Source organism: Pseudoalteromonas luteoviolacea S2607 (assembly GCF_001625575.1).
GTDB lineage: Bacteria > Pseudomonadota > Gammaproteobacteria > Enterobacterales > Alteromonadaceae > Pseudoalteromonas > Pseudoalteromonas luteoviolacea_E.
Window position 1 is genome coordinate 80,006 of record NZ_AUXV01000003.1, and the last position, 24,453, is coordinate 104,458.

Below are 24,453 nucleotides of genomic sequence, written 5' to 3' on the forward strand. Positions count from 1 at the left end.
TCGCAGTAAAAGGAAGTAAAAATGGAAATTCGACAAGCTGAGCCGCAAGATATTGAACAATTAACAGAGCTTATTACGACTGTCTCTGAGCTTGATGTGCTCCCCCAGTTTAATACCCAAGGCCAGCAAGAGTATATGAATAGAGTCATTCCAGATATAGAAACAACCTTCAATACTAAGCTATTTGATACATTTGTCGCGGTAGAACTCGACAAGGTTGTGGGTTTTGCGGCATTAAGGGATAAAAATTACATTACCCATTTATTTGTCGCAAAGGAAGCACAAGGCTTAGGCCTTGGAAAAACGTTACTTGATAAACTCCTTTCACAAACTAGCGCCAAGAATATCTCTTTGCGCGCATCAATTAATGCACAGTATTTTTATCAACACTATGGCTTTGTTGCAACAGAACCCGAAAGCGAGTTTATGGGAATACGATTCGTGCCTATGGCATTGACCAAGCAAACATGATTAAGCAAGTCAAAAACTAAACTTATTAACTGCATTGGCGTCCTCAGGTTGGATTATTTTAGTACTTAAAATGCAATGCAAAATGAAAAGTGGGCCGAAATATAAATCGTATAGAAATGTAGCTTGTTGTTTTTTTTAGTTAAAAAAAATTGGTTCAATTCTTGTAAAGCCTTTCTTAATAAAACTTAAGAGGGGCCTGCATGAAACACATAGCGATTTACACCGATAGTCGAAACCTACAAGAAGTCGCGATACTTATCAGCGAAGCCAATGCACTGGCTGAAATGGGGCATCAAGTTACCATTATCACCAACGTTAAGTATAAAAATGTTAGAAACCTCAAACCAAACGTGACGTTGAAATATTTACCGTCAAGTGGCATATCTGATGTTGTCAGTTTGGCAGCAAATTTCAAAAGCGTGAAAAGCTGTTTGTCGGTATGGTACCAGTACAAGACAGGTAGTTTGTTTTCGATACTCAGCCGAGGGCTTACACTTGCCAAGGTACTCAAGGCCAACAATATCGATCATGTGCATTTTGAGTCCAGCGATAAAATGTATCCCGCGAGCCTAGCCAGCGCAAATTGTGTTGGTGCGTCTATCTCCAGCTTTACTGGCTTTAACAGCCAAAATAGACAGGCCCGATGGGTCTCTGATACATGCAACCTAACAGTATTAGAACTTGAAAGTATGAGACCGACCAAAAACAGAGACGCTATCGTACTGAAGCGAGGGATAGATTTATCCCAATATAAAACTACAATCAAAAACAAAAGTGCAATTAAACTGATATTTGTCGGCAACATCGTTGAAGGCTCAGGCCTGCTGTTCTTGCTAAAAGCCCTTGCCGCGCTCCCTGCTAGAACCGAAGTAGCAATAGATATAGTCGGTAACGGCCCAATGAAAAAGCAATTGGTCAACGCACTAATAAAGCTACGCCTTAATCAAAAAGTACATTTTTTAGGAGAGAAACCACGAAAGTGGTTATTGCAGAATTTACCCAAGTACAGCGGTATGATCACCCCGTACTGTTCTGATGCAGATGTTATTAGCGTCAATAACATTAATTATATTAAAGAGGCTATGGCCTGTAGTTTACCAATATTAACGTCAAACATTACCGTATGTGATGAGTTAACTAGCTCAAGTACTGGCATGAAATGTCCACCCAACAGCGTCGATGCTCTGAAAAACATGCTATTAGCTTTTTTGAAGTTGGGCCCATACCACCAGCATTTGCTCGGTGAGAATGCGCGTAAGTATGCTGAGAAAAATTATAATGTAAAGCACCAAGCGCGAACGCTTTCGCGTTGGATTCAAGCGCTATAGATATTGATTTGAACTATACTTGAGTGAAGTCTGCTCAGTTAATTAGTCACTATAAAGGGGTTTGTATAACCCTTTAGTGGCCAGCAGGGGATTGCAGACAACCATAAAAGGAGGTAGACATGTCTGACTCAATATATAGGGCACTTAAAGGGTTGAGCCGAAAGGAAAATATCAGTCATAACGCACATTCAAACTTACCAAATCAATTTGAGATAAAAATCTACCTTTCTTATCTCACCAGTATTATCGTTGCGATAGTTGTCGCATTTCTTTGGCAAATAACGCAATTAGAGCAATTCAAGCTAACTTCCTTAATTCTGTTGATGCTTGGCTACATCGGAATAATCATTCATCCCGCCATCATATTTTTTTTACGGCGAAAAGAAATAAGAGATAGCATCAAGAACCCACTTGCCGTACTTTACAACAATGCAAAACTAAATGACTGTTTTGATAAAAAGTATATGTCTTTTTTGCACTCAAAGAGTTTAGAAGATTTGGAGTTCACTTTATTAGAAGTAAAAGCAGAGAAAATTGCATTTGAGAAACGCACCTCTTTACTTGTGGGCTCTATAGAGAGAGTTGGCTTTGCGCCAGGTGTGCTTGCTTTGCTCATTTCACTAGACAAACTAAACGAAATTGAACTGGACTGGGTGCTATCTATTGCTTATGCTATTCCAATCCTTTACTTCTTTGGTGCTTTTAGCCATATACTCGCAACAAAACTCGGTAGGCACATCGCCATTATTGAACTTGTTATTGAAAAGAAAAAAGTACAGGTACATAGCACAAGAAATTAATTGCTCTTAGTCACATCAAACTTAATGTTTAGAGCAAAAAGCATACAGGCAAGATATGCACTTTTTCATTGCCTTAGTCCCAAAAAGCGTTAAACTCATAGCATGTGACGCAAGCTAATTGCAATTTTGTCAGGGACTTAGCATTTGAAAATTAGGTTTATTTACCTACTAGGCTGGAGCTTGTTGCCCCTACTGGTATACAGCTCAAACGTTTTTGCACAGCTGACGTTCGCCTTGATTGGAAAAACTAAAAATGACTCATTTTATGAGCAGTCTTTTAAGGGCTGCCAAGCATTTTCGCGTACTGTTTCTGATCTCACTTGTATATATGATGGAGCGGATGATTATCAAGATGTCCGAACACAAGTATTAATAGTCAAAGAGTACATCAATAAGGGTATCGATGGGCTTTTAATATCCACAACAGACTCTAATTTTTTGGTATCTGGCGCTCTAGAATTAGCTCGGGAAAAAGGCATACCGATTATCACCTTCGATTCAGATCTCCTTGAAAAGCACCATAAGTACCGGCTTGCCTATGTAGGCACTAATAACTTCGATTTTGGCGTTGCATTGGGAAAAGCTGCAAAACAGTTTAAAAAGCAAGATCCTCAACCTATTTGTATTCAATCGGGTCACAGAACAACACCAAATTTGAATAAGCGCATACAAGGTGTAAGACATGCGTTATCTGAAGGCAAGGGGGGGAAGCTAGATGGAAGTTCAGGATGGATAGAATATGACCGATGTCCTTTGTATACAATGGGTAGACGTGACGACTCTCTCAGCCAACTTATGACCATTTTAGACTATAAGCAGCCCCCAATATTTTTAGCTGTTGCCGGTTTTGCTCAATTCAATCCAGAGTACTTAACTAAACTCCTTCCTTACAAACAGCGTATTAAAAACGGCATCATCACCATCCTGTCAGCCGACACGGAACAAATCCAACTCAAAGCGCTAAGCAATAACTTATCAAGTATGAATATTGGCCAAAAGCCTTACGAAATGGGAAAGCAAAGTGCGGAGCTCCTTTATCATTATGTTAAAAAAGGCATTAAACCGCTGAATAGTGAATACTACCTTGATTTTCATTACTGTAATCAGTCTAACGTAGCTACTTGTACCGTAAACTATTAAAAAAGCGACTACCCACCTGAGTAGCCGCCCTCGCACGCACCATAAACTAGTTAACTTCTCGTAGGCTCCAAATTAATGCCTGACTGCTGGATCGCGTTAATCGTTGCCAAAGTTGGTACCTTGAACAGCTCGTCCATCATATCTAACGTGTTATTATCGCCAATGTCTTTGGGAGAGTCCGATTTGCTTTCGCGATAATGAAAGCTAAGGATATCCGTAAACTGATTCGATATTGCCACATCGAAAAACTGGTAACCAATCTGTTCTTTCATCCACTCTAAATATCGTGAAGCGCTACACCCTTTTAAAAGCAAGCTACCGGAAATCGGGGTATCAATTAATAATCTGCTCGCGGATGTTTCGAGTACTGCGTTTTTAATATCTTGTATAAGTAATAAAGGAAGAAGGTCGGTGATCGGATTACAGGGTCCAAAAATTAACAAATCGGCATTAGCAATTGCTTCAATGGCACCAACAGGTGAAGATACATCTTTTGATAGAAACACTTCGCGTGGGAACTCAGCCAAGGCGTCGATATTTTTGGTGCCCACAACCGTGTTACCACACTCTGTAATCGCCACCAGATCGGTCGCATAATCCGACATAGGATAAATGCAGCTGCCGCTATTCAGTGATTTGTTAAAGTAGCTAATGGCCTCCGACGGCGTATTGCACATCAGTGACAAAAGCTCTAGGTTTGCAGTATGCCTTGTCTCATCACGCTCTTTATTACAGCACAGTGCAAGACTCATATTTTGCAACGTTTCTAGCTGAGAATAAGATAAGAGTGCACATTTATTATCGATATCAAAACTCGCTTCTGGCGTTGCGCAAATCGCACTCATTGTTTGACATAAGGGCTTGAGCTTTTTCATTATCCCTAGCATTTCTTGGCCTGCGCCAATAAAAACGACCTTCATAGTGTCACCTTTAAAATTAGTTAAACTAACCTTGAATTGCACTATGCATGCCAATTAGTAAAGCGTTGTTTTAGCTTATATTTTATATATTTAAAAGAGGAAAATCGCAGTTTGCTTCTCAATCTGAAAAGTCAATTTTCGATTTAAGAATGAATAGAAAGAACCTTAAAAAAGAGCCCTTACGGGCCCTAGATTCACAATACCATTGCAGCTATCCAGCCAAAGATAAGTAACGGTATGTTGAAATGTATAAAAGTGGGGACTACCGAATCCCATATATGGTCGTGCTGACCGTCTGTGTTTAGACCTGAGGTTGGACCTAGGGTGGAGTCTGACGCTGGCGAGCCCGCATCTCCCAAAGCGCCGGCTGTGCCGACTAGAGCCACAGTTGCCATCGCCGAAAATCCGACCTCTAAAGATAAAGGCACAAACAACGTCGCTATAATAGGCACGGTAGAGAATGAGCTGCCGATACCCATAGTAATTAATAAACCGACTAGTAAAATCACGGCCGCCGCTAGAGGCTTGCTATCTCCAATAACGTCTGCGCATGCAGCGACCAAAGATGCCACGTCACCAGTTTCCTTCATAACAGAGGCAAAACCCTGAGCAGAAATCATGATAAAACCTATCATGGCCATCATGGCGACACCTTTAGTGAATACATCTGAACTTTGATCCCACTTTATTAAGCCAAATAACGCAAACATCATAACGCCAACTAAGCCACCAAGTATCATTGACCCACTCACGTTTTGCGCCAGTAGTGAGCACACAATAGCAATACCACCAGCAATTAGCACTTTCCGTTGGTCTTCGACTTGCAAGTCTGTTTGAGTGTTGCTTGGGCTTTCATCGCTATATTCTCTTGGTTTTCGATAGCTGATGAATACCGCTACGATTAAACCAACCAGCATGCCAACAGCAGGAATGATCATGGCATAAGGCACTGCCGTATTGATGATTTCAAGCCCATTGTCGGTCAAGTTCTTATGTAAAATTGAATATAAATAAATACCCCCAAAACCATAAGGTAATACCATGTACGAAGTTGCTAGTCCAAAAGTCAGCACACACGCAATAGCTCTTCTATCCATTTTCAACTTATTAAAAATAACGATCAACGGCGGAATTAAGATGGGGATAAAGGCGATATGAACAGGGACTAAGTTTTGTGAAGCGACCGCACACCCCATTATCACTAACAAAATTAGCATACTTAAATAAGAGGCCGAGTCTTCATTTTTACTGTTCACAAGGCCCAATAGCTTACTGGCGAGTATTAACGTTAAGCCCGATTTAGAGATAGCAACTGCAAATGCACCAAGCATTGCATAACTTAGAGCAATTTCGGCTCCACCCGAGAGGCCGTCATTAAAAGCATTTAAAGTTTGCTCTAGACCAAGACCAGCGGTTAACCCCGCGACTAAAGCACTCAATGTCATTGCGACAATTACGTTTACCCTATAGAGGGATAGGCCAAGCATTAAAATGACCCCAATAGCTACTGCATTCATATTATTTTATTTTTGCCTTTTTTATTATTTGCCTGTTTAGATAAGACAGCCTTTTGTATTGTGCCGGAGAAAGAGCAATGTTTTTATACCTTGCCGTTTCAAACAACTCATAAAACTCTGTGAGTTCATTTTCAACATCAGGGAGTTTTTGCTTTAATAACTCAACGGACTGCTTTGGTGTTAGACTGCCTGATTGTACCTTACCAAAGTCCAACAGCCTATTATAGAGTCTGATTTCTTTTGGTTGCTTATTCCAATTTCTAAAATTCAAATACGCAAACCACCCGCCAAAAGTTGTGATCAACAATATAATCACAGAAAGTGCGGGTAAGTAATTGTGTTTATTACCGAACAGCATTTTTAGTAAAGAAGACTGCTTCTTATCATCGAAATTAAGAACCCATTGTGTCCAACGAAAATCCAACTGCTCTAACTGTAAACGTAACCAGTTTATAGCTTGAATATTTGAAAATGACGCTAAGCTGATCCCGAGGTTATCCTGGAACTCCTGTTGCAAATCAGCTAAATCAGACAGCGAGCCAAACATTCTATCAGGCGCGACCCAAGATGTGGGATCTAACCTAAGCCAGCCTATTTGAGGCACATAGTATTCTACCCAAGCATGCGCATCATATTGATATACTGCATAATAATTACTTTGTTGATTAAATTCTCCACCCAGATAGCCAGATACTAAACGCGTCGGAATACCTGCTGTTCGCATTAAAAAAGCAGCTGAAGAGGCAAAGTGTCCACAAAACCCTGTCTGAGTAGAAAATAAAAATGCATCAACGTTGTGTTTCTCTGATATCGCTGGGGGCGTTAAACTATAATTGAACCCGCTAGAGACAAAAAATGATTTCATTTTTGTTATGAACTCTTGCGTGTTGTTGCTTTGTTGGTCCCACTGCTGAGCCAGTGCCACAGCTCTCGGGTTGTAACCTTGGGGCAATTGCGTATTAATACCGTATTCCCACCGTGTTAAACGTGCGTCGTCCAAGTCGACAGGCGATACTTCATATTGGGTAGGTTTGTTAGATAACTTTTTCTGGAATATTGTGCCAAAATTGTTAACTCCCATTCCTTTGCTTGCCGGGATCCCATCGCCTAATGTATATAACCACCGGGTACTCGAGGGCTCTGCAATTACAGAGTAGACAGATCCTTTTGGTTGATAAGTTCTTTGCAGGCCAACACCTTGTAATCGTGACATTTGCCATTTTTTACCGTCAAACCTGTCGTGTACTATCGCACGCCAGTAAAACGGTGGCTGAAACATGTCAGCCGAAGGTAACAATGCCCGAAAAGCAAGCTCTGAAGAACGAGACAGCTCTGAGATTTCAAACGGATCTACATTTTCCGACAGACCTGAATTCGCAGATTTCGCATTTGGCAATTGCCAAAATGGTGGAAGCTTGGGCACAAGCAAAACCATTGCAATCGCGAGCGGCAAACTAAAAACAAACTTTTTAACGGAGCTTTTATACGCATGCTTAATAGGTAAATTGTGGGAAATACTAAATAGTTGAGCCAAGTTAAAAAGCAGCAGGGCAGCTACAAACGCAAATGCCAAAATACCTTGTGAAAATAAATAAAAGCAGGGGTAGGTAAAAAAGTTAAGTATATAAGTCGATGTCGCTTGCTTGGTGCAGGTCACTTGCAACATTTTTAATGCGCACGCTCCTAACAACATAGCCACAAACATTTCGATCGTATTTTTCAATCCTAGCGACAGAAATACCACGACTATCACAGTTACGGCGAGTAAATTAACGACGAGCTTTGATGGGTGTTTAACAGCACCTAAAGAAGAGCTCAGTTTAAAAATAGTAATCAAAATAATAGAAATACAAAACACGTAGCCCAAACTTTGGAATAGCAACAGTGATATTGCGCAATAAATCAAAGAGGTTATTAACGTGTTTTGCTTTATAAATTCGTTAGCACTCACTCAATGCCTCCAAACACCGTGTTACATGTGATTCGCCAGACCCCATCTTGATGTATGCATTAGGCAACTTTAGTGCAAACTCGTGACCCTGCTTATCGGCCTCTAGCACTTGATAACATAACTTAGACAACTTGGTTTCTTTGGCACCTTCAACTTTGAAAAAGTCTAACACGTGGCTTATTGACTGCTCTTCGCCCTCGTAATCTTTAACCAATAGCTCTTGGCTCTTTGCAAAATGACGCCAAGATATACGGTTTTTACTCATTCCTTTTTGATATTTTGTGAGGCTACTAAAATCTTCAAAGCTGTCTGAACGCTTTGACTTCACGCCGGTATCGCTATCTGCTTCAAGTGAACTCTGAATATCGAGTTCACATTTGAGGGGAGCAGGGTATACATAAAATTGCTTGTTCGGAAGCAAATAACTCCATACATTCACGAGGCCAAAAGGATAGCTACTCTGAATTTTGAACTTTCCACTACTGTACTTACCCCTTCGTTCAAGGTGTAACTTGATTATCTGGTTTTGTGGTTTTACGTCGAAGTGCTTATTCTGAAAATCTAAATTATCAAACTCGGAGTGAAAGATATTTAGCGAATACACTTCAGCTGATGGTGTGATTCGAAATTTTGCTAAATTATGGTTACCAACAAAGTTGCTTTTAATATCTAGAAGCTCAAGTCGCATACCGTGTAGGTTCATATAACCATAGAATAATGCTGAAATTTGCAGCATTAACATAAGATACGCAACACCAAGTATGAGGTTATTCTGGTAGTTTATACCTATTACAAAATTTAACAGTGCGAAAAATAAAAATAAAAACCCACTTTTTGAAGGGACAACATAGATATTTTCATGGCTAAGCGTGATCGTATTTGCAGAGTGCTTTTTTGTTATAACGCTGTTCAGCCAGTCTTTATATGATCCCAATGCCATCACATAGGCACCGGAACTCGGTTGAAAATCGACTCAATGACCGGTGACTGCTCATTGCAGGGGATATTAAGCCTATGCCCTGCAACGGGGCCAAAGACTGCTTGCACGTCATCTGGTAGCACATACTCTCTGCCTGAGATCAATGCATACGCCCTTGCTGCCAGCCCCAATGCTATGCTCGCTCTAGGCGAAAGCGGATCCCCAAACTCCCCTGAGTCTCTGGTAAAGCTCACTAAATCAATAATGTATTGAACCACCGGCTCTGATAACTCAACAGTCATTACCTGATGTTGTAAATCAGACAACTGCTCTGTCGTTAACTCAAGACTCAAGTCTTCGGATTTTATTGCGCGATCATTGCCCGATAGAATTAAACTCTTTTCAGCTTCAGTATCTGGGTAACCAAGACTAATTCGAATAAAAAATCGGTCCAACTGGGACTCAGGAAGTGGATGAGTCCCAGATTGATGAAGTGGGTTTTGAGTTGCAATTACAAAGAATGGCTGCGGCAAAGCGTAAGTAGTGCCATCTACAGTCACTTGTCCTTCTTCCATCGCCTCTAACAAAGCACTTTGCGTTTTAGGACTGGCACGGTTTATTTCATCAGCTAACAACACCTGACTGAAAATAGGGCCTGAATGAAAATCGAAACTGTGCGTTTGTGTATTAAAAATGCTCGAACCAGTGATATCTGCAGGAAGAAGATCGCTTGTGAACTGAACCCGCTGATAACTTAACCCAAGTACATTTGCCAGCCCATGAGATAAGGTTGTTTTTCCCATCCCAGGTAAGTCTTCAATAAGCAAATGCCCTTTACTCAAGAGGCAGCATAATGCCAATTTAAGTTGCTCATCCTTTCCTAAAATGAGTTTAGAGAGTTTAGAGATTATATTTTGTGAGACTTGATTCATGCGATCATTTCTAATCTTTTCATTACTGTATCGACTTTTTTAGCATTGAATGGTTTAGCAATAAAACCTTTCGCTCCTAATTCCCATGTATTTTGCACATTTTCGAGACTATTATGCCCCGAACACATAATGACATGCGTATTTGGGTACTTATCATTCACATATTCTAAGATCTGCGTACCATCGGTGTCTGGAAGTTCTATATCCAAAAACAATACATTGGGTGCTTTTGACTGAAGTAGAGGTTTAGCTGAAGAAAAATCCTTGGATTCATAGATTTCTTCAAATCCGAGGTTTTCTAATATTTCGATTAAGTAACTGCGTACTTCTTCTACGTCATCTATGATGAGGATTGGTTCTAACGGTCTAACAAGTTCCATATTGTAATACTATCTAAAAACAACTGATTTAATACTAAGGCATGGCGCCAAGGAGAACAATGTTTTATTTCCATCTAAATTGCGTTTTGTATATCTCAACTCCATAATAAAACATTGAATACAATCTACATTTAACTTTAAAGTACAGATATCTTATAAATTCCATATTAAATATATAAATTTCATATAGATACTAAATATAAAAATAGAGTTGATACTTAACTTTATGCATTGTTCTTGATCACTTTATCTTCATAAAACTGCTTAATATACTCTTCGAGCGCAGAATGCTCAGTAGCAGGTAAGTAGTCAGTATGGGCTTCTATAAACTCTTGACTTAAATAAAGCTCTATTAGCACAGAGTTAACTTGCGCTATAAACTTTTCACTCAATGCATTTTTATTACACATAATATGACCGATCACAACTTTTGGTGCATTGGCGATATGATACGACTGAACAGGAAGTTCTTCATTGTTACTGTATCGGTGAAACTCAGCCGGGTAGCTCAGTAAAAAATCTACTCGTCCCAAAATAAACATTCTATGTACCGTTTCATAATGATCGCTCCCCCCACGAATAACCAAGTTTTGCCGATCGACTTTTCGCAATTGCGCATCCAAAAAATCACCATAAGAAAAGTTATCTGCAATCACTATCAATTTGTTTTGAAAAGCTTTGAACATTTCTGGCAGTGACTTTATCTCACCTTTTTCATTAAGGACTGCAGCCATGTTCGTCTTGTTATTGTTAAAGGTGTATAGCTTATGCGACCAATAGAAGTTAACGGGTAGGCTAAATAAAAATTTTGACGTGCGATCAACGGTATCTATTTTATTGACTGTACATGCTGGAAAATCAGCATTTTCCATAATTTTAATCGTGCGATTAAAGCTGGCTTTGGTGAAAACAACTTGCGTCTGCTCACCTAAGTAAGCAAAAACGAGTTTATTCGTTGCGCCAGCAATGTTTTCCGGTTTGCTCTTTGCATTTTTGAATAACTCAAAATCAAGCTGATCATCTAAGTAGATATGTACTTTTTGGGCAGCATGCGCATTAACACAAATACACAGCAGCAAAACTAACGTTTGCTGTATTTTGTTACACCATCCCACTCATTTTCCCCAATGCTGCCCACCTTCTATAAAGTGTAGTGTAAAATCAAAAAAGAGATACTTTTACTCTTAATCATATGAAAATGTTAAAAATAAAGCGTTTTAGATATCACAGCTAAAATAGCGTTCAAAGTTGTTTAATCATAGCAATAGTCAGCAGCTAAATTCCAGAGCGCTTTTATCCGATACAAATATTCACAGCAAGCATCTTGTGATTTATCGCTCTGTTTCACTATTTGCTTTTTAAAGTCAAACTATCTTACCCAACATGCTTTGCAAGCCAACGGTTCATGATAATGCAAGCAGTTAGATCACCTGTGACATTTAATGTAGTTCGGCACATGTCTAAAATACGGTCTACACCAAGTATTAGCGCTATACCAGAAGGGGGAATACCGAAACTTGCCAATACAGAAGCTAAAATCACGATACCTACACCTGGGGTACTGGGTGAGCCTATGGAAGCACCAACGGTTGTGAGCATCAACATGACTATTTGGCTATCTGAAAGGTGAATGCCGAAGACTTGCGTTAAAAATAAAGCCGCAATGACTTGGTAAAGCGCTGTACCATCCATATTTATCGTCGCCCCAAGCGGTACAATAAATTGTACTATTGGCTTCTCAACAGCGAGCTTTTGTTCTGCTATTTGCATTGACAATGGCATTACAGCGGCTGAGCTAGAGGTTGAAAAAGCGAGTAATTGCGCTTCTTTTATGGATTTTAAAAATTGGACTGGGTTGAAACGCCCCACCATACTGACCAATAAAAGATAAACAACCAACAATAAAACAAGTCCGGCGATTACTGTTCCAACGTAGGCTGATACACCCAATAATACATCTACCCCAATGCGAATAGTAATATCACACAGCAAGCCAAATACCGCAAAGGGCGCCAGTCGCATTGCCCAATTAACAATTTTCAACGACAAAGACTGCACTGCTTGAGTAAGATCCAATAGCAGTGTTTTTTGTTTGGCTATTAAAGTTGTTAACGCCACACCAATAAAGCCTGCATACATAACGACAGCAAACATATCTTTATCTAGTGTTGATTGAGTAAAATTAGCAGGGATCATTGCCGCAACTCTTTCGGGTATACTTATAGTTGCCGGCTCTTGAGAGAGGGCTAGGGCCGAGCTCACACCTAAACTGGACAGTAAATCACTATCAACATAACTACCTGGAGAAAACAGACTCACGACCGCGACACCTAAACAAACAGACACGAGCGTAGTGCCCACAAAGTAAGGAAAAATCCGCAAGCCGACCCTTTTTAAAAAGTTCGTATCTTTATTGCCTGCGATACCCAACACAATAGAGGACATAACTAACGGAATTACAACCATTTGAATTAGGGCTAGAAACAATTTCCCTGGTAAAGCCACCCACTGGGCCACTTGTTCTGCACTGCTTGGTCCCAATACCGCCATTCCCTTTGGTGACAATATCAAACCAATCACCACACCCAGTACTAAGGCGATTAAGATTTGAGCCCACAACATTTTTTTATCTGATACTAACCGTTTTAAGTCATTCATTGGTCGCCGCTCCATGTGTCTGCAGTACGGACTCTATCAATAAGTAATGCGTAATAAGTTGATGGTCATCAATGCAAAGAGAGATCATTGAAAGCGGGATCTATTCATGAGGTAAGTAAAGCGGCAGAGCAGTATGAGAACGCCTACTATTTCACAACCGTTCAAACTGAGAATCTGCTGAAATGCTAGAGTAATATTAAGGTAGCAATCTTTTTTTGGCTCCAAAAACAATGTATGCAGCAAAGTACAATTTACGAATACACAAAATAACGCTAACAGTTACATGGATTAGCCGAAGGTTTTTAGAATGGCATCGCAGTATATATGCCACAATCTAATTTTTAACTAAAAACGCAACAAATATGTGGCGTTTGTTTTTACTACACTCCTATTGCATTCATCAAAATTAGCGAGTAACGTAAACTGACAGGTTATTTTTTAATCAATTTACTTTGTGATTAAATCACTAACTTCGTAAAGCTTTAAGTAAACTGAACTTGACCTGCAAATAAAGTAGCCATAACAAGCACAAAAACACCAAGTCCGCATTCGGGCTTAGGGAATATTTTATTTTTACAACACAAAAGGAAAGTATCATGAAAATGCAATTATCCAAGAAGAGCCTAAAAAGCCTCACAAAAGATAGTAAAGCTTTGCCTGTTAATATGACACCTAATATTGCAGGTGGGAAGCCCAAAGACTCAGCTTACACGCATTTTTGTACGGCTCTAGCTGTTTGCCGCACTTACTAATCGACAGGTAAGTTAATAACCCACTTAACTAAGTGGGTTATTGTAATGTTGATACTATTTAGAATGTGCTATGAATAAAGTTTCGGTTTAATTCGATTGCAGTACCATTATGGGTACAATAAGTCATCATTAAATCAACCTATTTCCAATATCAAACAGGATGCGTACATAGGGGCTAAGGTGCGTACCGACAATTTAAGTTAAATTTTTTAACGACAACCTCAAAATCACTAATTGAACTTACCAATAAAAGCGCTCTCTGAGTAAAAATGCGTGAGTCATTTGATATGGATTTTTTATAAGCCATATAAAACAACAATTTATGAATACCATTTTAAAGAGGAAAACTACTACAGCGCGGGGGAGGTGTGAAAAGCTCACCCAAAAAATTGGTATAAGCTTCTTCTACTACAAACAAATTTTCAATAGTAACAAGCCTACGGTGACCTTCAACTACCATTCTTTTCAAAGTCCTTTATCGAATGAGTAAAAATCTAGTTAAACTATTTTGTGTAGGCTGAATTACTATAGCCTCTAAGCTTCAGCTAACCTCCTAGGTTGGATATTTAGTAATTCGTCAGCCGCTGGGCTTTCTAAGTAATGATTAAATATTGTATCAATAGATATATGAATACCATTTAGAGAGTCTTCTTTCCCTAAATTGTATGCATGTTTGAACGTATGTTCGATGATGTATCTTATTTCCTTTGTTTCCATGACAATACCGATAGTAGATTTTATTATTATGTCTTGCGCATAAAGCTAACTTCTATAACACGCAACTGCTTATTTATTGTAACTGACACTTGGGCGGCGTTAGTTACCACGATGCTTGGGTTAATATTATTGTTGATTCATCGCTAAAGCGCTCATTTATGATACTTTGTAACAGCGAATATTGGAATATCTAAAGCCATAAAAAAGTACTTAAAGTTGATATGTGGGAGCTGAGTCCAATCTAAACATACACTAAGCCAACCTTTGTATCGCTTGTCAGGCCGCGGCTTAAACTATAAAAACTACTTACAGCTCTGGACGATATGGCAACATATCAGTCTTCAACTTATAAAAAGGTCAATAAATATAGCAATTTAAATCAAACGAATTATGACATTCAACATTTTTTAGCTGCCACTCTCATACCTACTGAGCCATATATTAATACCAATAGTTTACTACTAGCTATCGCAAAACGCCGACTGATAACTTTTGATACTCTTAAGCCAGTTGGCAAGCACAGAGGAGGGTAGTGTTTTAACTCGATATAAAACTGCAATAATCATCAAATAAAAAGGTATCGTAAGTTGGAGAGAAAAACCCAAAATAGTTATTCGTCGAGCGGAGTGGTCTTGTGCAAAACGACAAATGCAGCGCTTCCAGCGTATGATAGTATGTACACCTTTTACACTAAAAAACTAACGAGTCCATTTTCGTTTTGTCTCACTCGTGAGATAATTTGCATCAATTATGAATATTTTAATTATCACCAATTACCTAGAGTGACTTCAAAGTGCTTTCAAGTGATGATGTTATTTCGAAAAATCTTCCGCCTATTTACTAAGCCGATTCCCACTCCAGTGTGAATTTGAATTAGGTAAACGACCTTAGCCTTTTAACAGGTTATTTTTATCAAATTGAGCTATAACAGCTTGCCTTAATCGATTAACCACGACAAACCGAGTTAGCCTAGCCGAAAGATGGCGATCTCGCTCATCAAACATTCTCAATTATGACTTGTCTTCATCAAGTACCAATTTTAAGCTGAAGTATTTAAACATACCAGCTGTTTGCTTTAATTTGATTTTCTATCTTATTGACATTAAATAACGTCGTTTAACATTGCTTTTTTAGGTTGTGTTGTTAGAGTGAAATAACGAATTATAGCGATAGGTGCAAAAGTAAAATTTACGTTTTATATCAGTGATATATAAATATAAAACTTCCTGTATTATTGAATAATAAGGTACTTTTATTGAAACCCTCAGCGCACTCTTTTTAAAAGTTTACAAACTAAGAGAAGTTTGAAAAGTGCAGGCGGTTGCGAGAAAATTCAATATGCATTATTTTATATTTTGCGACCACTATGAAAGTGGGAATATCAATTAACTGTCGTTTTAAAGGAATATTATCGTGAAAAAAACATGTACCATTTTACTTGGATTAATCAGCGCTGCCTCATTTTCAGCTTCTGCACATTATGCTTTTACCGCCTCCAAATACAATATAGAAGTGGGTGAAAGCACGACGCTAGATTGGCAAAATTATGCGACAGGAAAGTTCCCTGATCCTACTTTTAATCTCTACGTGACCAAACCCAACGGAGAGGATAGGTTTGCCTTTAGAAGGGGCTATAAACAACGTAGCTTTACTAGACTAATAAATATGAGTGGTGAGCATCTATTTGAACTTGAAATTTGTGACTCCAACGGACAAAACTGCTATTTGTCACCTTACGCAAAAGTGAGAATAAAAGTAGATCATGGATGTCAAAAAAAATCGAGTCACGACAGAGGTTGGTATGAGTGCAATGGCAGACAGGTAACCCAGTACACTTATACTAACTGGACAGGCGCAGCTGATTCTATTTCTGAGTTTCAAGTAATTGATAATAGATTGACGTGGAAATTCAGCGACCGCTCTGAGAGCACTTCAGCATATTTTACTGCTTGTAAAAACAACGGAAGTTATAGTCAAATAACGCAATTAGAAAACTACGGCATTGGCTTTCAAACCAGAGTTAGCAACTTTATCGCCAAAAAAAGTGGATATGCGACTTGGACATTTTGGAATGAATTTAGAAATGAAACGACTTCACACAATGAGTATTTAGGAGTTTGCTATTAACAATCCAAAAAGCGATGGTCAGGGATAACTTGTGAAGTAAAGACATTTAAACAGAAACTTACGGGCGAGGGTTAAGCCCGTAAGATTTTTTTGGATACCTTTACCATAGGTAAATGTTTAGGTAAAAATTACCAATAAAATAACCTTGAACTTGTAGTGTATTTATCTAGACTGTATTTAGTGAATTGCACCATAAAGTCCGATACTGTCTAGTACAGGACATAACAAGAAAAAAGATATATTTATTCATAATGTTAGAATAACACACTGAGCCTATCTCAATTCACAATTTAACATAACGTAAATTATGAGCTATTAAGAATTCATTCGTTGGAGCTACTTAAATACCCCCCACCTCTAGTTTGCCAACAATGAGACCTTACAAATTGACCTTGTATCATAATCAAATAAGCTGGCTAGTCCCAAAAAGCCCTAGCCATACTCCAATTATCTAGTTTATACGATAAACCTCTAAATCATCAAAATGGATTTCGCTATCAACTTGCCATTTGCTAGAGTACAAATAGATTTGCACAACATGCCCAGCAGTATTTGGCACTGTAAATTCCAAAGTTAGCGGCGACCAATCTCGGCTGGTAGTAATAACTTGTGCAATCGACTTTTTACTCGTTGCGTCATAAATCATTACGCGGCCATTTGCATCTCCAGAGAATACTCTAGCCATTGACTCTAACCTGTAAGTCGCGCCAGGCTCATAGTCAAAAACTTTTTGTGCAACTTGCCAACCGTATGTTGGTTTATTCTTAACCGTTAATCCTTGTGACCCGCTAAAAGCGCTGTTGGGGCTTAAAAATACGGTATCGGGAGTTGACTGCCAATGCCTCCAGCCTTCAGGTAATGCATTCGTTAAAGCAACATCAAATGGTTGCTCATAGACGTTGTATCCTTTTATAAGCTGCGCAATTGCTCCCATGTAATAGCGTTGCCCAACGCCTTGTATTGCATCATACATTTGGGTCAACTTAGCTTCAGAATCATGATAAATACTGGGTTTGAACTCAGCCAACTGCATCCACCACCTAAGAGATGTAAGCGACTCGGAGGCATAGCACTTGTTTACATGCATACTAAAGTTGTCACAGTGCGAAATCATGAAATCCGCAGTATTCGCAAAGTAAGACATTTCTACCGTATTAAAGCCAACTCCCGCTTTGTAGCTACTCACTGCTGCTGCAACATCTAGATTACCGTGACTAGTATCTTCTGTACCGGTCCAATTAAAACCATCGCTAATAGTATCTTTATCCGTCAGTATGCTCCAGTAACTCCATTCATATTTATTTGCTTGTACACCTGACTTAGTTTGAAAGCGCCCTAACGTCAAACTACTTTTAAACGCATCAATTAACGCTTGCGCCATATATTTGTGGTGCGGATCGCTGCCTTCGATCTGAGCAAGCTCAGCGTAGGTGCGCTGCAAAGCGAGATATTGGTTATGAGGTAAAGATTGGCCCGGCTTCCAACTAGAGGAATCGTCTGGAAATAAATAAACTAGGTGATTATCTAGCGTACTGTATAGGTCTTTCTCCCATTTAGGGAATATATGGTTGGCCAAAAAATCATAGTAACTATCTGATATATGGCTAAAACGTGAATCTAACCGCCCTGTCCTCGCCAGTTTTATGAATTTCGCTATGGGCGCTGTGATCATACCATCGTGCACCAGATACTCTCTCCAAGACTTAACTCGAATATTATCAAAATACACAGTACAATTTTTACGATAATCAGAAGCGTACAACCGAACTTGAACATCATTTGTTGCTTTTGAAGGCGTTATAAAGTCCGCAATATGATACTGATAACTCTGAGAATCTATGTACTTATTAAGCAAAACTTTTCTATCTGTAAAATCGTAGATTTGTACTAGACCTCGTACACCTTCTTCACAGTTTTCGATTTTCGCATGGAAATTAATTTGGTACTTGCTGTTGGGATCGTAGTTTGAATTGGGTTTGTATGGGTTTATTAAAGGTGACTGGAGAACGTGCCAGCGATTTGTTTCTGGTGCTGTTTTAACCGTAAAGGCTGCGATGCTTTTACCATCATCAACTTTATCAACCGTATTTCTATATGCCGTATCCGCTGTTGACTGCCACCGTCTCCAATTTGCTGGCAACGTGTTGTCTTGCATATCAGCGAACTCCGCGCCGAAATTTTGAATAGCGTCTATAGAATAGACCCACTCCCCCCACCCTGCATATCCATCTTCGCCCATACCGGTATTATCTTTCGCAAGGGCCAATGTTTTATTTACACGTGAAATAAACAAATCTAAGTACTTTTGATTGTGTGTGCCCAAGTACATTTCGATCAGTGCATCTAAATAGTAAGCTTCTGCCCAAGCTAAATTACTTGAACGACTGAAACTATCTGGATACTGCGCCTGATATTGCGCGCTTATTAAATCAAATTTTTTGACCCAGTCACTTTGAGTATATTCGGCACTTACCTTACATGCGCCTAGTAACAAAATCGAGAGTGAAGCCTTTTTTACCATCTTTTTCATAAAGCATCCTTTTTAAAGTGGGCATAATCTAGCCGATTATAATACCTTAAAGTATTTGCTTTAGAAGCAGCACGTCGATTTTGTTTTTAGTTGAATCCTAAACGCATATCCAAATCATATCACTATGCACCGTTGACGCATGAAATAGCGATATCCTCGATATTATGAAGCAACTTGATTTAAAACTACCTAGTCCATGTCACCTAGCATTTTAATAGGCACTTCACCTTTTATAACTTAATCTCCCTTGCCACTCTCACTCAAATATAATTTTGCTGCGGGCGCTTCGTAAAATTCACTCATGGCAGTGTTGAACAAGCGGTTTCCTAAAAACTGATGAAAGTCAGCAAGCACTTTTTCCATTGACACCAATTTACCACCTTGGGCGAGGGTTGAGCCCATACCTTTTTGTACACGCTCGCAAATATCTTTGTCCTCAGCAAAAAACGCATCTACGAAAGCTTTTTCTGTTTTGTCTTCACCATTCACTTTCACATTTGAAATACCGGCTGAACGGACGATACACTTTTCGCTACCTAGAGGTAACACTTGAACCCACGATAGACTTTCCGAGGTTAGTATCCCCACAAATGACGGGGGAATCGATATCAATATGTAGTTATCAAAAACTTTTGGGTAACTGCCTCTAAACCATTTAACCAGTTTACTAGAGGTATCTTTCATCTCACCCCCCGTTAAAGTCCATTCTGCATAACCCGCAATATCAAATGCCTGTCGTGTTGGTGTTACGGTTTCTAGCGTCGTCTTGTGGACCTTAAACAAATGATAGCTTTCCATTGCATTTTCAATTGCAAGCTTCCAGTTGGCGTTCCAAAGCTCACTTTTATCCGAACGGTAACCATGTTTAAATTCCGGAAGATCAAAGTGATGCAAATAGTCGTCAATGCCTTCGAGACGATCGCTGAGTGATTTGGCTGGGTTACCAAGATGAATGAATAACATTCCATGCCAGCTTTGCAGATGGAATTGCAATAAACAGTGTGCCTGTTTATCTACATGGACTTGACCCGTAAAAGGCGCGCCTTTAAACGCACCATTATCTGAATATGTCCATGCATGGTAGGGACATACAATGTTTTTCTCTGCTTTACCAAACCCATCTTCAAGCAGCAATGTGCCCCTATGCCGGCATAAATTAGAGAACGCTCTAACCTGTTGATCTTGACCTCTGATAATCACAATAGGCTCTTCAGCTAAAGTAAACGCGAAGTAATCTCCTGTTTCATCTAACTCTTGCTCACTGATAATAAATACCCACTCATTTTTGAAAATGTTGTCCATTTCGAGTGTATGTATTTCTTCATCTTTATATACCGCAAAAGGAAGTGAGTAGGCTTCATCTATCGGGGCTTGGGCTGTGCGCGCATAATCTGCCAACAGTTGCGTTGTGTACTTGCTCATAACATTACCTGCTTATCGGTGACTGAGTGTAAATATAGTTCGTTATTCATGCATTTAATCGCAAAATCTAAGTGGCACTTAACTTTCATCGCCATTCAATAAACCGTTTAAGTCATAATCAAGTGCTGCTTGCCAGCCTTTACCGGGAATGGTACAGGTAAAAGTCAAGCTGTTGTCTTGACTTACACCAATGGCCATTAGCTGCTCAAGGGTCAGCCTATTTTCAGAAGCTCTGTCACTTCTATAATTTCTTTCCGCTTGGTCATAGATATATCCTCGCTGCTCATCATCAACAACTCCCAATACAATCAGGTCACATTCTTTTACCTCTCCACCTAATAACTTAGACACAAAAGTTGTACTCGCGCGTTGCTCAAATAGCTTAATCCTTGGCTTCACCACTTCCAGCGTACTTCTCGTGAGTGTAATTTGCTGACCAACAATCGGCGCTAGATCGTTGTCAAATTCCATCATGTAATCAACTAGGCCTTGTCGTGTTTTTTCGTCGGGAATACCTATTTCGCCAGCATTAAAGTGGCAGCCGTACCTTTCATCAGCGCCTTCTGGGCAGCCCGTTTCTCCATTATCAAAAACCCCTCCTTTGAGAAAGTTGAGTAACTGATCGGTCGCACCATCATGTAAAAAGCCAAAGCCACGTATTTGGTCTCCTTGGTGTTCGTTAGTATGTGAAGGTAAAAAGCCTTGACGGTCTGGTAGTCCAAACATTCCGACACGTGTATATAAGTTCCTTAATTGAGGTACTTTTAATATTTGAATTTCTCCTCCATGCGCAATTTCACCACGGCTCCCGTAAAACCCCTGAGCATGATCTACACCATGGCAGCCCTCGCAATTGACCCCATCAACATTGTCACCATTTAATGGAGTGTCTTGTGCAGCACCGTCTGAACGTCTCTCGCCATGAAAGAATCGCTCCCCGATATCCGCCGAAGCTGACAAAGAGTTATCTAAGTTTCTGATTGGATTGGGCGGCAACGCAACTTTAAGCATAAAATCGGCAAACTTATCCATGTCTTGTTCCAATTTCAGCACGTCCACGCTTTTAACGTCTGCTTCAACAGATTCAGGAAGTACAATATCAAGGCCCATCAACCCCTCAAAAGCAACAATAAAATTCTTGAATGAGGTGCGTTCGTCTAGGGTTTGATTTGTATCGTTGCCAAAGTAGCCTACTGAGCGATCTCCACGCCAATGCATGTGGCCATGATGTTGCATTCCCCTCAAAGTTTGTGTGCCCATTGGCCCTTTCATGGCGGCAAAGCTACGTTCGTCTCCGTTGCCATTTATGATCTCTAAGAGTTGGCAACTTTCTTCGCCAGGGCCCACTAACAGACACCCTAATTCAGACAAGTTTTGAGTAGGGAAAGGCTGTGGGTTCTTTGTATTGTCGGCATCAGGATTACCTAGGTTCCAGCTTAAATGATCAGTGTCTCCAAAAACATGGCAACTTGCGCAAGAAGACTCGCCGTTGGATGAAGACCGATCAGCATCATAAAGCATGTGCCTGCCTGCCATATAGTCTTCTGGTTCAAGAGAAGGCATCGCAATGCGGTTTAATTCTTCACCATTGGTAAGGTTAAGATGGACAAGGCTATTATCAAACCGTGTAAATACATATAAGGATTTTTGCTCTTCATTCAACAAAAGCCCCATCGGGCCACCTTCTACAGATAAATAGCGTTCGCTGGCCGATTTGGGGTCAAACTCCGGCCCCTCATTGTCCCAATAACTTTCATTGCTCAGCTCTGATGTAGATAATATAGCGACTTTATCTGACCCCACTACCGCACTGTATAAAAGCTTACCATCACTACTCACTTCAAGTTGTAATGGGGTTGATAAGCTATGTTGCTTAATTGAACTATTGCCTTTTAAATCGCTATAATTTATGTGCCTGTTTAGGTGTCTAGCAGATACCGTTCCACTTGAAGGTTTTATAACGGTAATACGGCTTTTAGCAATATCACCTTGCACAGTAGAGCCTGCAAAATCACCAGCCCCTTCGAACCGACTGGCATTGTTCGCATCGGTATTTGAAACAAATAACTCCCCAGTTGTAGGGCTCACAGCAATATTGAATAGTGTTGTACCAACATGATTAAAGCTTGCTACGGCCCTATGTGTTTCTGTATTAATTTCAAAAACATCATGATCTGGAAGGTGAAAACGAACCCCATTTGAGAAATTACGCCCTTTGGTATCTTGCCACTGACCTGATGCACGGTCGTACTTTACAATCATACTTGTCCAAGGTTGATATTCACCCTTTGCATTAATGCCCGGTGCAGTTCTGCCGCCTGGTAGGTAACCATCAGCCAACCCTTTTGGAGAAGTTACTTCGTCTAACACTTTACACGGCACGGCGCCATATTCATCATCTTCGTACCCAGGACACATCACAGCTTCATGTACAGCGGTAGTTTGATTCCCGGAATTAAGTACAGCGGCATATACACGCTCTTCGTTCTTAGAAACAGCAAGGCCTCTCAACGTGTCACCAAACAATGAGACGATTTCGAGCGGCTTTCCTCCAAGGTTCTCTGCTAAGTGATTAGTATCGAAAACCCAGATATCAGCACGGCCTACATTAGATGTATGTAGCTGAGGGTCACCGGCACCTTTAACATTTGCCAATGCAGGGTTTAACCTCTGCTGGCCTCGGTGAGCGGTAGTTACAAAGGCCTTATTCTTTGCGAAAACAATATCTCTTGGCTCATCCCCAACCAGTAATGTGCGTATTACACGAGCAGGAGACAAAGATAAGTCAACAATACTTATTGAATCAGACAAATGGTTAACGACCCAAGCTTGATTTTTTATCACTGCTACAGACACAGGCTCTAGCCCAACATGAACACTTTGCGAAAATGTAATTTGGCCACCATTTCCAATAGTGAATACCTCAAGGGTATTGTTGGAAGTATTAGTCAGTAATAAACGCTTACCATCTTGCGTTTTGGCCAATGGTCTAACTGGGGCAGATTCAAAGCCTATGTAATCTGATTTTGCTATAGGCGGGGTGACCTTAATGGGAGCCTCAGGGGTTACTGGCACTTGAGGCGTGACAGTGGTTTCTGACGAGGGTGACCTTGGGTTATTTGATTCACTACTCGCACCACAACTTGCCAGCAACACCAATGATACAAAAGCCATGAGCTTGTTGTGCCTAAATCTATCCATTTTCTTTCCCATAAGTTTTCATATTGACAATTTACAGGTTAAATCAATTCAATTTAAATTGTCAATATGATAATTTATTAATACCTAACGATTTGAGCACCAAGTAAGCATGTGTTTATGTGGTACCAAAAGCAAAGCGAGTTGAATTTTTATGCTTATTGATGAAAAGTTGGAACTTTAGAAGCAAAGTGAGCTGGCGCTAAAAAAAACCCTTGATTTAGAATTTATATTTTCAACATGAAAATTTATTCGTTTATTAAAATGTTGCTTGCTAACAATCAAATGCTATGTAACTAAACGGTGCGATAAATAAGGGTGTAATTTGATTCGTACATTATGGTCAGGCTCTTTGGGAGTGAAAAGTTGAGCCCCTTTCAGAGGCAATGTCACTCTTATGACTCCTTGAAGCAATAAAACCATTCGAACTGAGTCTTAATTGGTGTATATACCTCTAGTATTAAATTCTCTTGTAGACAGTTTTTCCTCACAAAAAACCTCACTCTATTTATTGAACATAATACGTACAATTTATTTGTTTTTTTATAATAATAGCCTCGAGTTAGTAATAGTATAATAAACACCATCATGCCCTAACTTTTAAATTAAAAACCTAAAACTTTGTATACTTTTTATTACAAAACCTCTTTGTTCCTATTTTACTTTTAGTTCTCAGCAAGGAACTGCAAGT

The 24,453-nt window shown here is 39.7% G+C and carries 17 protein-coding genes; 6 read left to right on the forward strand and 11 right to left on the reverse strand.

Features of this window, described 5'->3' with window-relative positions:
• Window positions 1–21 precede the first annotated feature (21 nt).
• The 4 genes from N480_RS02630 to N480_RS02645 all read left to right on the forward strand — a co-directional run bounded on the left by N480_RS02630 (window position 22) and on the right by N480_RS02645 (window position 3,739).
• Window positions 22–471 (forward strand): GNAT family N-acetyltransferase, encoded by a 450-nt coding sequence (locus tag N480_RS02630; protein ID WP_063370981.1) that lies wholly within the window; start codon window positions 22–24, stop codon window positions 469–471.
• 200 nt (window positions 472–671) lie between these two features.
• Complete coding sequence (locus tag N480_RS02635; protein ID WP_063370982.1) at window positions 672–1,799, forward strand: glycosyltransferase; 1,128 nt, start codon at window positions 672–674, stop codon at window positions 1,797–1,799.
• A 119-nt stretch (window positions 1,800–1,918) separates the two neighbouring features.
• Window positions 1,919–2,599 carry a hypothetical protein gene (locus N480_RS02640; RefSeq protein WP_063370983.1) on the forward strand — a complete coding sequence of 227 codons (681 nt, stop codon included), beginning with the start codon at window positions 1,919–1,921 and terminating at the stop codon, window positions 2,597–2,599.
• Between the two features lie 144 nt (window positions 2,600–2,743).
• Window positions 2,744–3,739 (forward strand): substrate-binding domain-containing protein, encoded by a 996-nt coding sequence (locus N480_RS02645; RefSeq protein WP_063370984.1) that lies wholly within the window; start codon window positions 2,744–2,746, stop codon window positions 3,737–3,739.
• A 50-nt stretch (window positions 3,740–3,789) separates the two neighbouring features.
• Here N480_RS02645 and N480_RS02650 read toward each other — a convergent pair whose 3' ends face one another.
• From N480_RS02650 to N480_RS02685, 8 genes are all read right to left on the reverse strand, one after another.
• The gene (locus N480_RS02650) at window positions 3,790–4,659 is read right to left on the reverse strand and encodes a 2-phospho-L-lactate transferase CofD family protein (protein ID WP_063370985.1); all 870 of its coding nucleotides are present in this window, start codon (window positions 4,657–4,659) and stop codon (window positions 3,790–3,792) included.
• Window positions 4,660–4,853: 194 nt separating this feature from the next.
• Complete coding sequence (locus N480_RS02655) at window positions 4,854–6,176, reverse strand: Na+/H+ antiporter family protein (RefSeq protein ID WP_063370986.1); 1,323 nt, start codon at window positions 6,174–6,176, stop codon at window positions 4,854–4,856.
• A 1-nt stretch (window position 6,177) separates the two neighbouring features.
• Window positions 6,178–8,127, reverse strand: coding sequence for a transglutaminaseTgpA domain-containing protein (locus N480_RS02660; protein WP_081231716.1), 1,950 nt, complete (start codon window positions 8,125–8,127; stop codon window positions 6,178–6,180).
• Complete coding sequence (locus tag N480_RS02665; RefSeq protein ID WP_063370987.1) at window positions 8,117–9,067, reverse strand: DUF58 domain-containing protein; 951 nt, start codon at window positions 9,065–9,067, stop codon at window positions 8,117–8,119. The genes N480_RS02660 and N480_RS02665 overlap by 11 nt, the downstream gene beginning before the upstream one ends.
• Window positions 9,067–9,978, reverse strand: coding sequence for an AAA family ATPase (locus N480_RS02670; RefSeq protein WP_063370988.1), 912 nt, complete (start codon window positions 9,976–9,978; stop codon window positions 9,067–9,069). The genes N480_RS02665 and N480_RS02670 overlap by 1 nt, the downstream gene beginning before the upstream one ends.
• Window positions 9,975–10,358, reverse strand: coding sequence for a response regulator (locus N480_RS02675; RefSeq protein WP_063359116.1), 384 nt, complete (start codon window positions 10,356–10,358; stop codon window positions 9,975–9,977). The genes N480_RS02670 and N480_RS02675 overlap by 4 nt, the downstream gene beginning before the upstream one ends.
• Before the next feature lie 224 nt (window positions 10,359–10,582).
• Window positions 10,583–11,473 (reverse strand): hypothetical protein, encoded by an 891-nt coding sequence (locus N480_RS02680; RefSeq protein WP_063370989.1) that lies wholly within the window; start codon window positions 11,471–11,473, stop codon window positions 10,583–10,585.
• A 259-nt stretch (window positions 11,474–11,732) separates the two neighbouring features.
• Entirely contained in the window at window positions 11,733–13,016 is a 1,284-nt protein-coding gene (locus N480_RS02685; RefSeq protein WP_231102215.1) for a dicarboxylate/amino acid:cation symporter, read from the reverse strand.
• A gap of 596 nt (window positions 13,017–13,612) precedes the next feature.
• Here N480_RS02685 and N480_RS25195 point away from each other — a divergent pair.
• Both N480_RS25195 and N480_RS02695 read left to right on the forward strand, forming a co-directional pair.
• On the forward strand, window positions 13,613–13,768 hold the full coding sequence (locus N480_RS25195; RefSeq protein ID WP_155732745.1) for a hypothetical protein: 156 nt from the start codon (window positions 13,613–13,615) through the stop codon (window positions 13,766–13,768).
• A 2,130-nt stretch (window positions 13,769–15,898) separates the two neighbouring features.
• On the forward strand, window positions 15,899–16,612 hold the full coding sequence (locus N480_RS02695; protein ID WP_063370992.1) for a hypothetical protein: 714 nt from the start codon (window positions 15,899–15,901) through the stop codon (window positions 16,610–16,612).
• Between the two features lie 451 nt (window positions 16,613–17,063).
• Here the strand turns inward: N480_RS02695 and N480_RS02700 are convergent, their stop codons facing one another.
• The 3 genes from N480_RS02700 to N480_RS02710 form a co-directional block, all read right to left on the reverse strand.
• Window positions 17,064–19,142, reverse strand: a complete 2,079-nt coding sequence (locus N480_RS02700) for a hypothetical protein (RefSeq protein ID WP_063370993.1) — start codon at window positions 19,140–19,142, stop codon at window positions 17,064–17,066.
• 237 nt (window positions 19,143–19,379) lie between these two features.
• A complete protein-coding gene (locus N480_RS02705) occupies window positions 19,380–20,564 on the reverse strand; it encodes an aromatic ring-hydroxylating oxygenase subunit alpha (protein ID WP_063370994.1) in 1,185 nt (394 codons plus the stop codon).
• 78 nt (window positions 20,565–20,642) lie between these two features.
• Window positions 20,643–23,765, reverse strand: a complete 3,123-nt coding sequence (locus tag N480_RS02710; protein WP_081231717.1) for a YncE family protein — start codon at window positions 23,763–23,765, stop codon at window positions 20,643–20,645.
• Window positions 23,766–24,453: the final 688 nt, after the last annotated feature.

What these genes read in the sequence shown, in the direction of transcription:
- N480_RS02630 (WP_063370981.1), top strand. Translation starts at nt 22, where the DNA reads ATGGAAATTCGACAAGCTGAGCCGCAAGATATTGAACAATTAACAGAG.
- N480_RS02635 (WP_063370982.1), top strand. Translation starts at nt 672, where the DNA reads ATGAAACACATAGCGATTTACACCGATAGTCGAAACCTACAAGAAGTC.
- N480_RS02640 (WP_063370983.1), top strand. Translation starts at nt 1,919, where the DNA reads ATGTCTGACTCAATATATAGGGCACTTAAAGGGTTGAGCCGAAAGGAA.
- N480_RS02650 (WP_063370985.1), bottom strand. Translation starts at nt 4,659, where the DNA reads ATGAAGGTCGTTTTTATTGGCGCAGGCCAAGAAATGCTAGGGATAATG.
- N480_RS02655 (WP_063370986.1), bottom strand. Translation starts at nt 6,176, where the DNA reads ATGAATGCAGTAGCTATTGGGGTCATTTTAATGCTTGGCCTATCCCTC.
- N480_RS02665 (WP_063370987.1), bottom strand. Translation starts at nt 9,067, where the DNA reads ATGGCATTGGGATCATATAAAGACTGGCTGAACAGCGTTATAACAAAA.
- N480_RS02670 (WP_063370988.1), bottom strand. Translation starts at nt 9,978, where the DNA reads ATGAATCAAGTCTCACAAAATATAATCTCTAAACTCTCTAAACTCATT.
- N480_RS02675 (WP_063359116.1), bottom strand. Translation starts at nt 10,358, where the DNA reads ATGGAACTTGTTAGACCGTTAGAACCAATCCTCATCATAGATGACGTA.
- N480_RS02685 (WP_231102215.1), bottom strand. Translation starts at nt 13,016, where the DNA reads ATGAATGACTTAAAACGGTTAGTATCAGATAAAAAAATGTTGTGGGCT.
- N480_RS25195 (WP_155732745.1), top strand. Translation starts at nt 13,613, where the DNA reads ATGAAAATGCAATTATCCAAGAAGAGCCTAAAAAGCCTCACAAAAGAT.
- N480_RS02700 (WP_063370993.1), bottom strand. Translation starts at nt 19,142, where the DNA reads ATGAAAAAGATGGTAAAAAAGGCTTCACTCTCGATTTTGTTACTAGGC.
- N480_RS02705 (WP_063370994.1), bottom strand. Translation starts at nt 20,564, where the DNA reads ATGAGCAAGTACACAACGCAACTGTTGGCAGATTATGCGCGCACAGCC.
- N480_RS02710 (WP_081231717.1), bottom strand. Translation starts at nt 23,765, where the DNA reads ATGGATAGATTTAGGCACAACAAGCTCATGGCTTTTGTATCATTGGTG.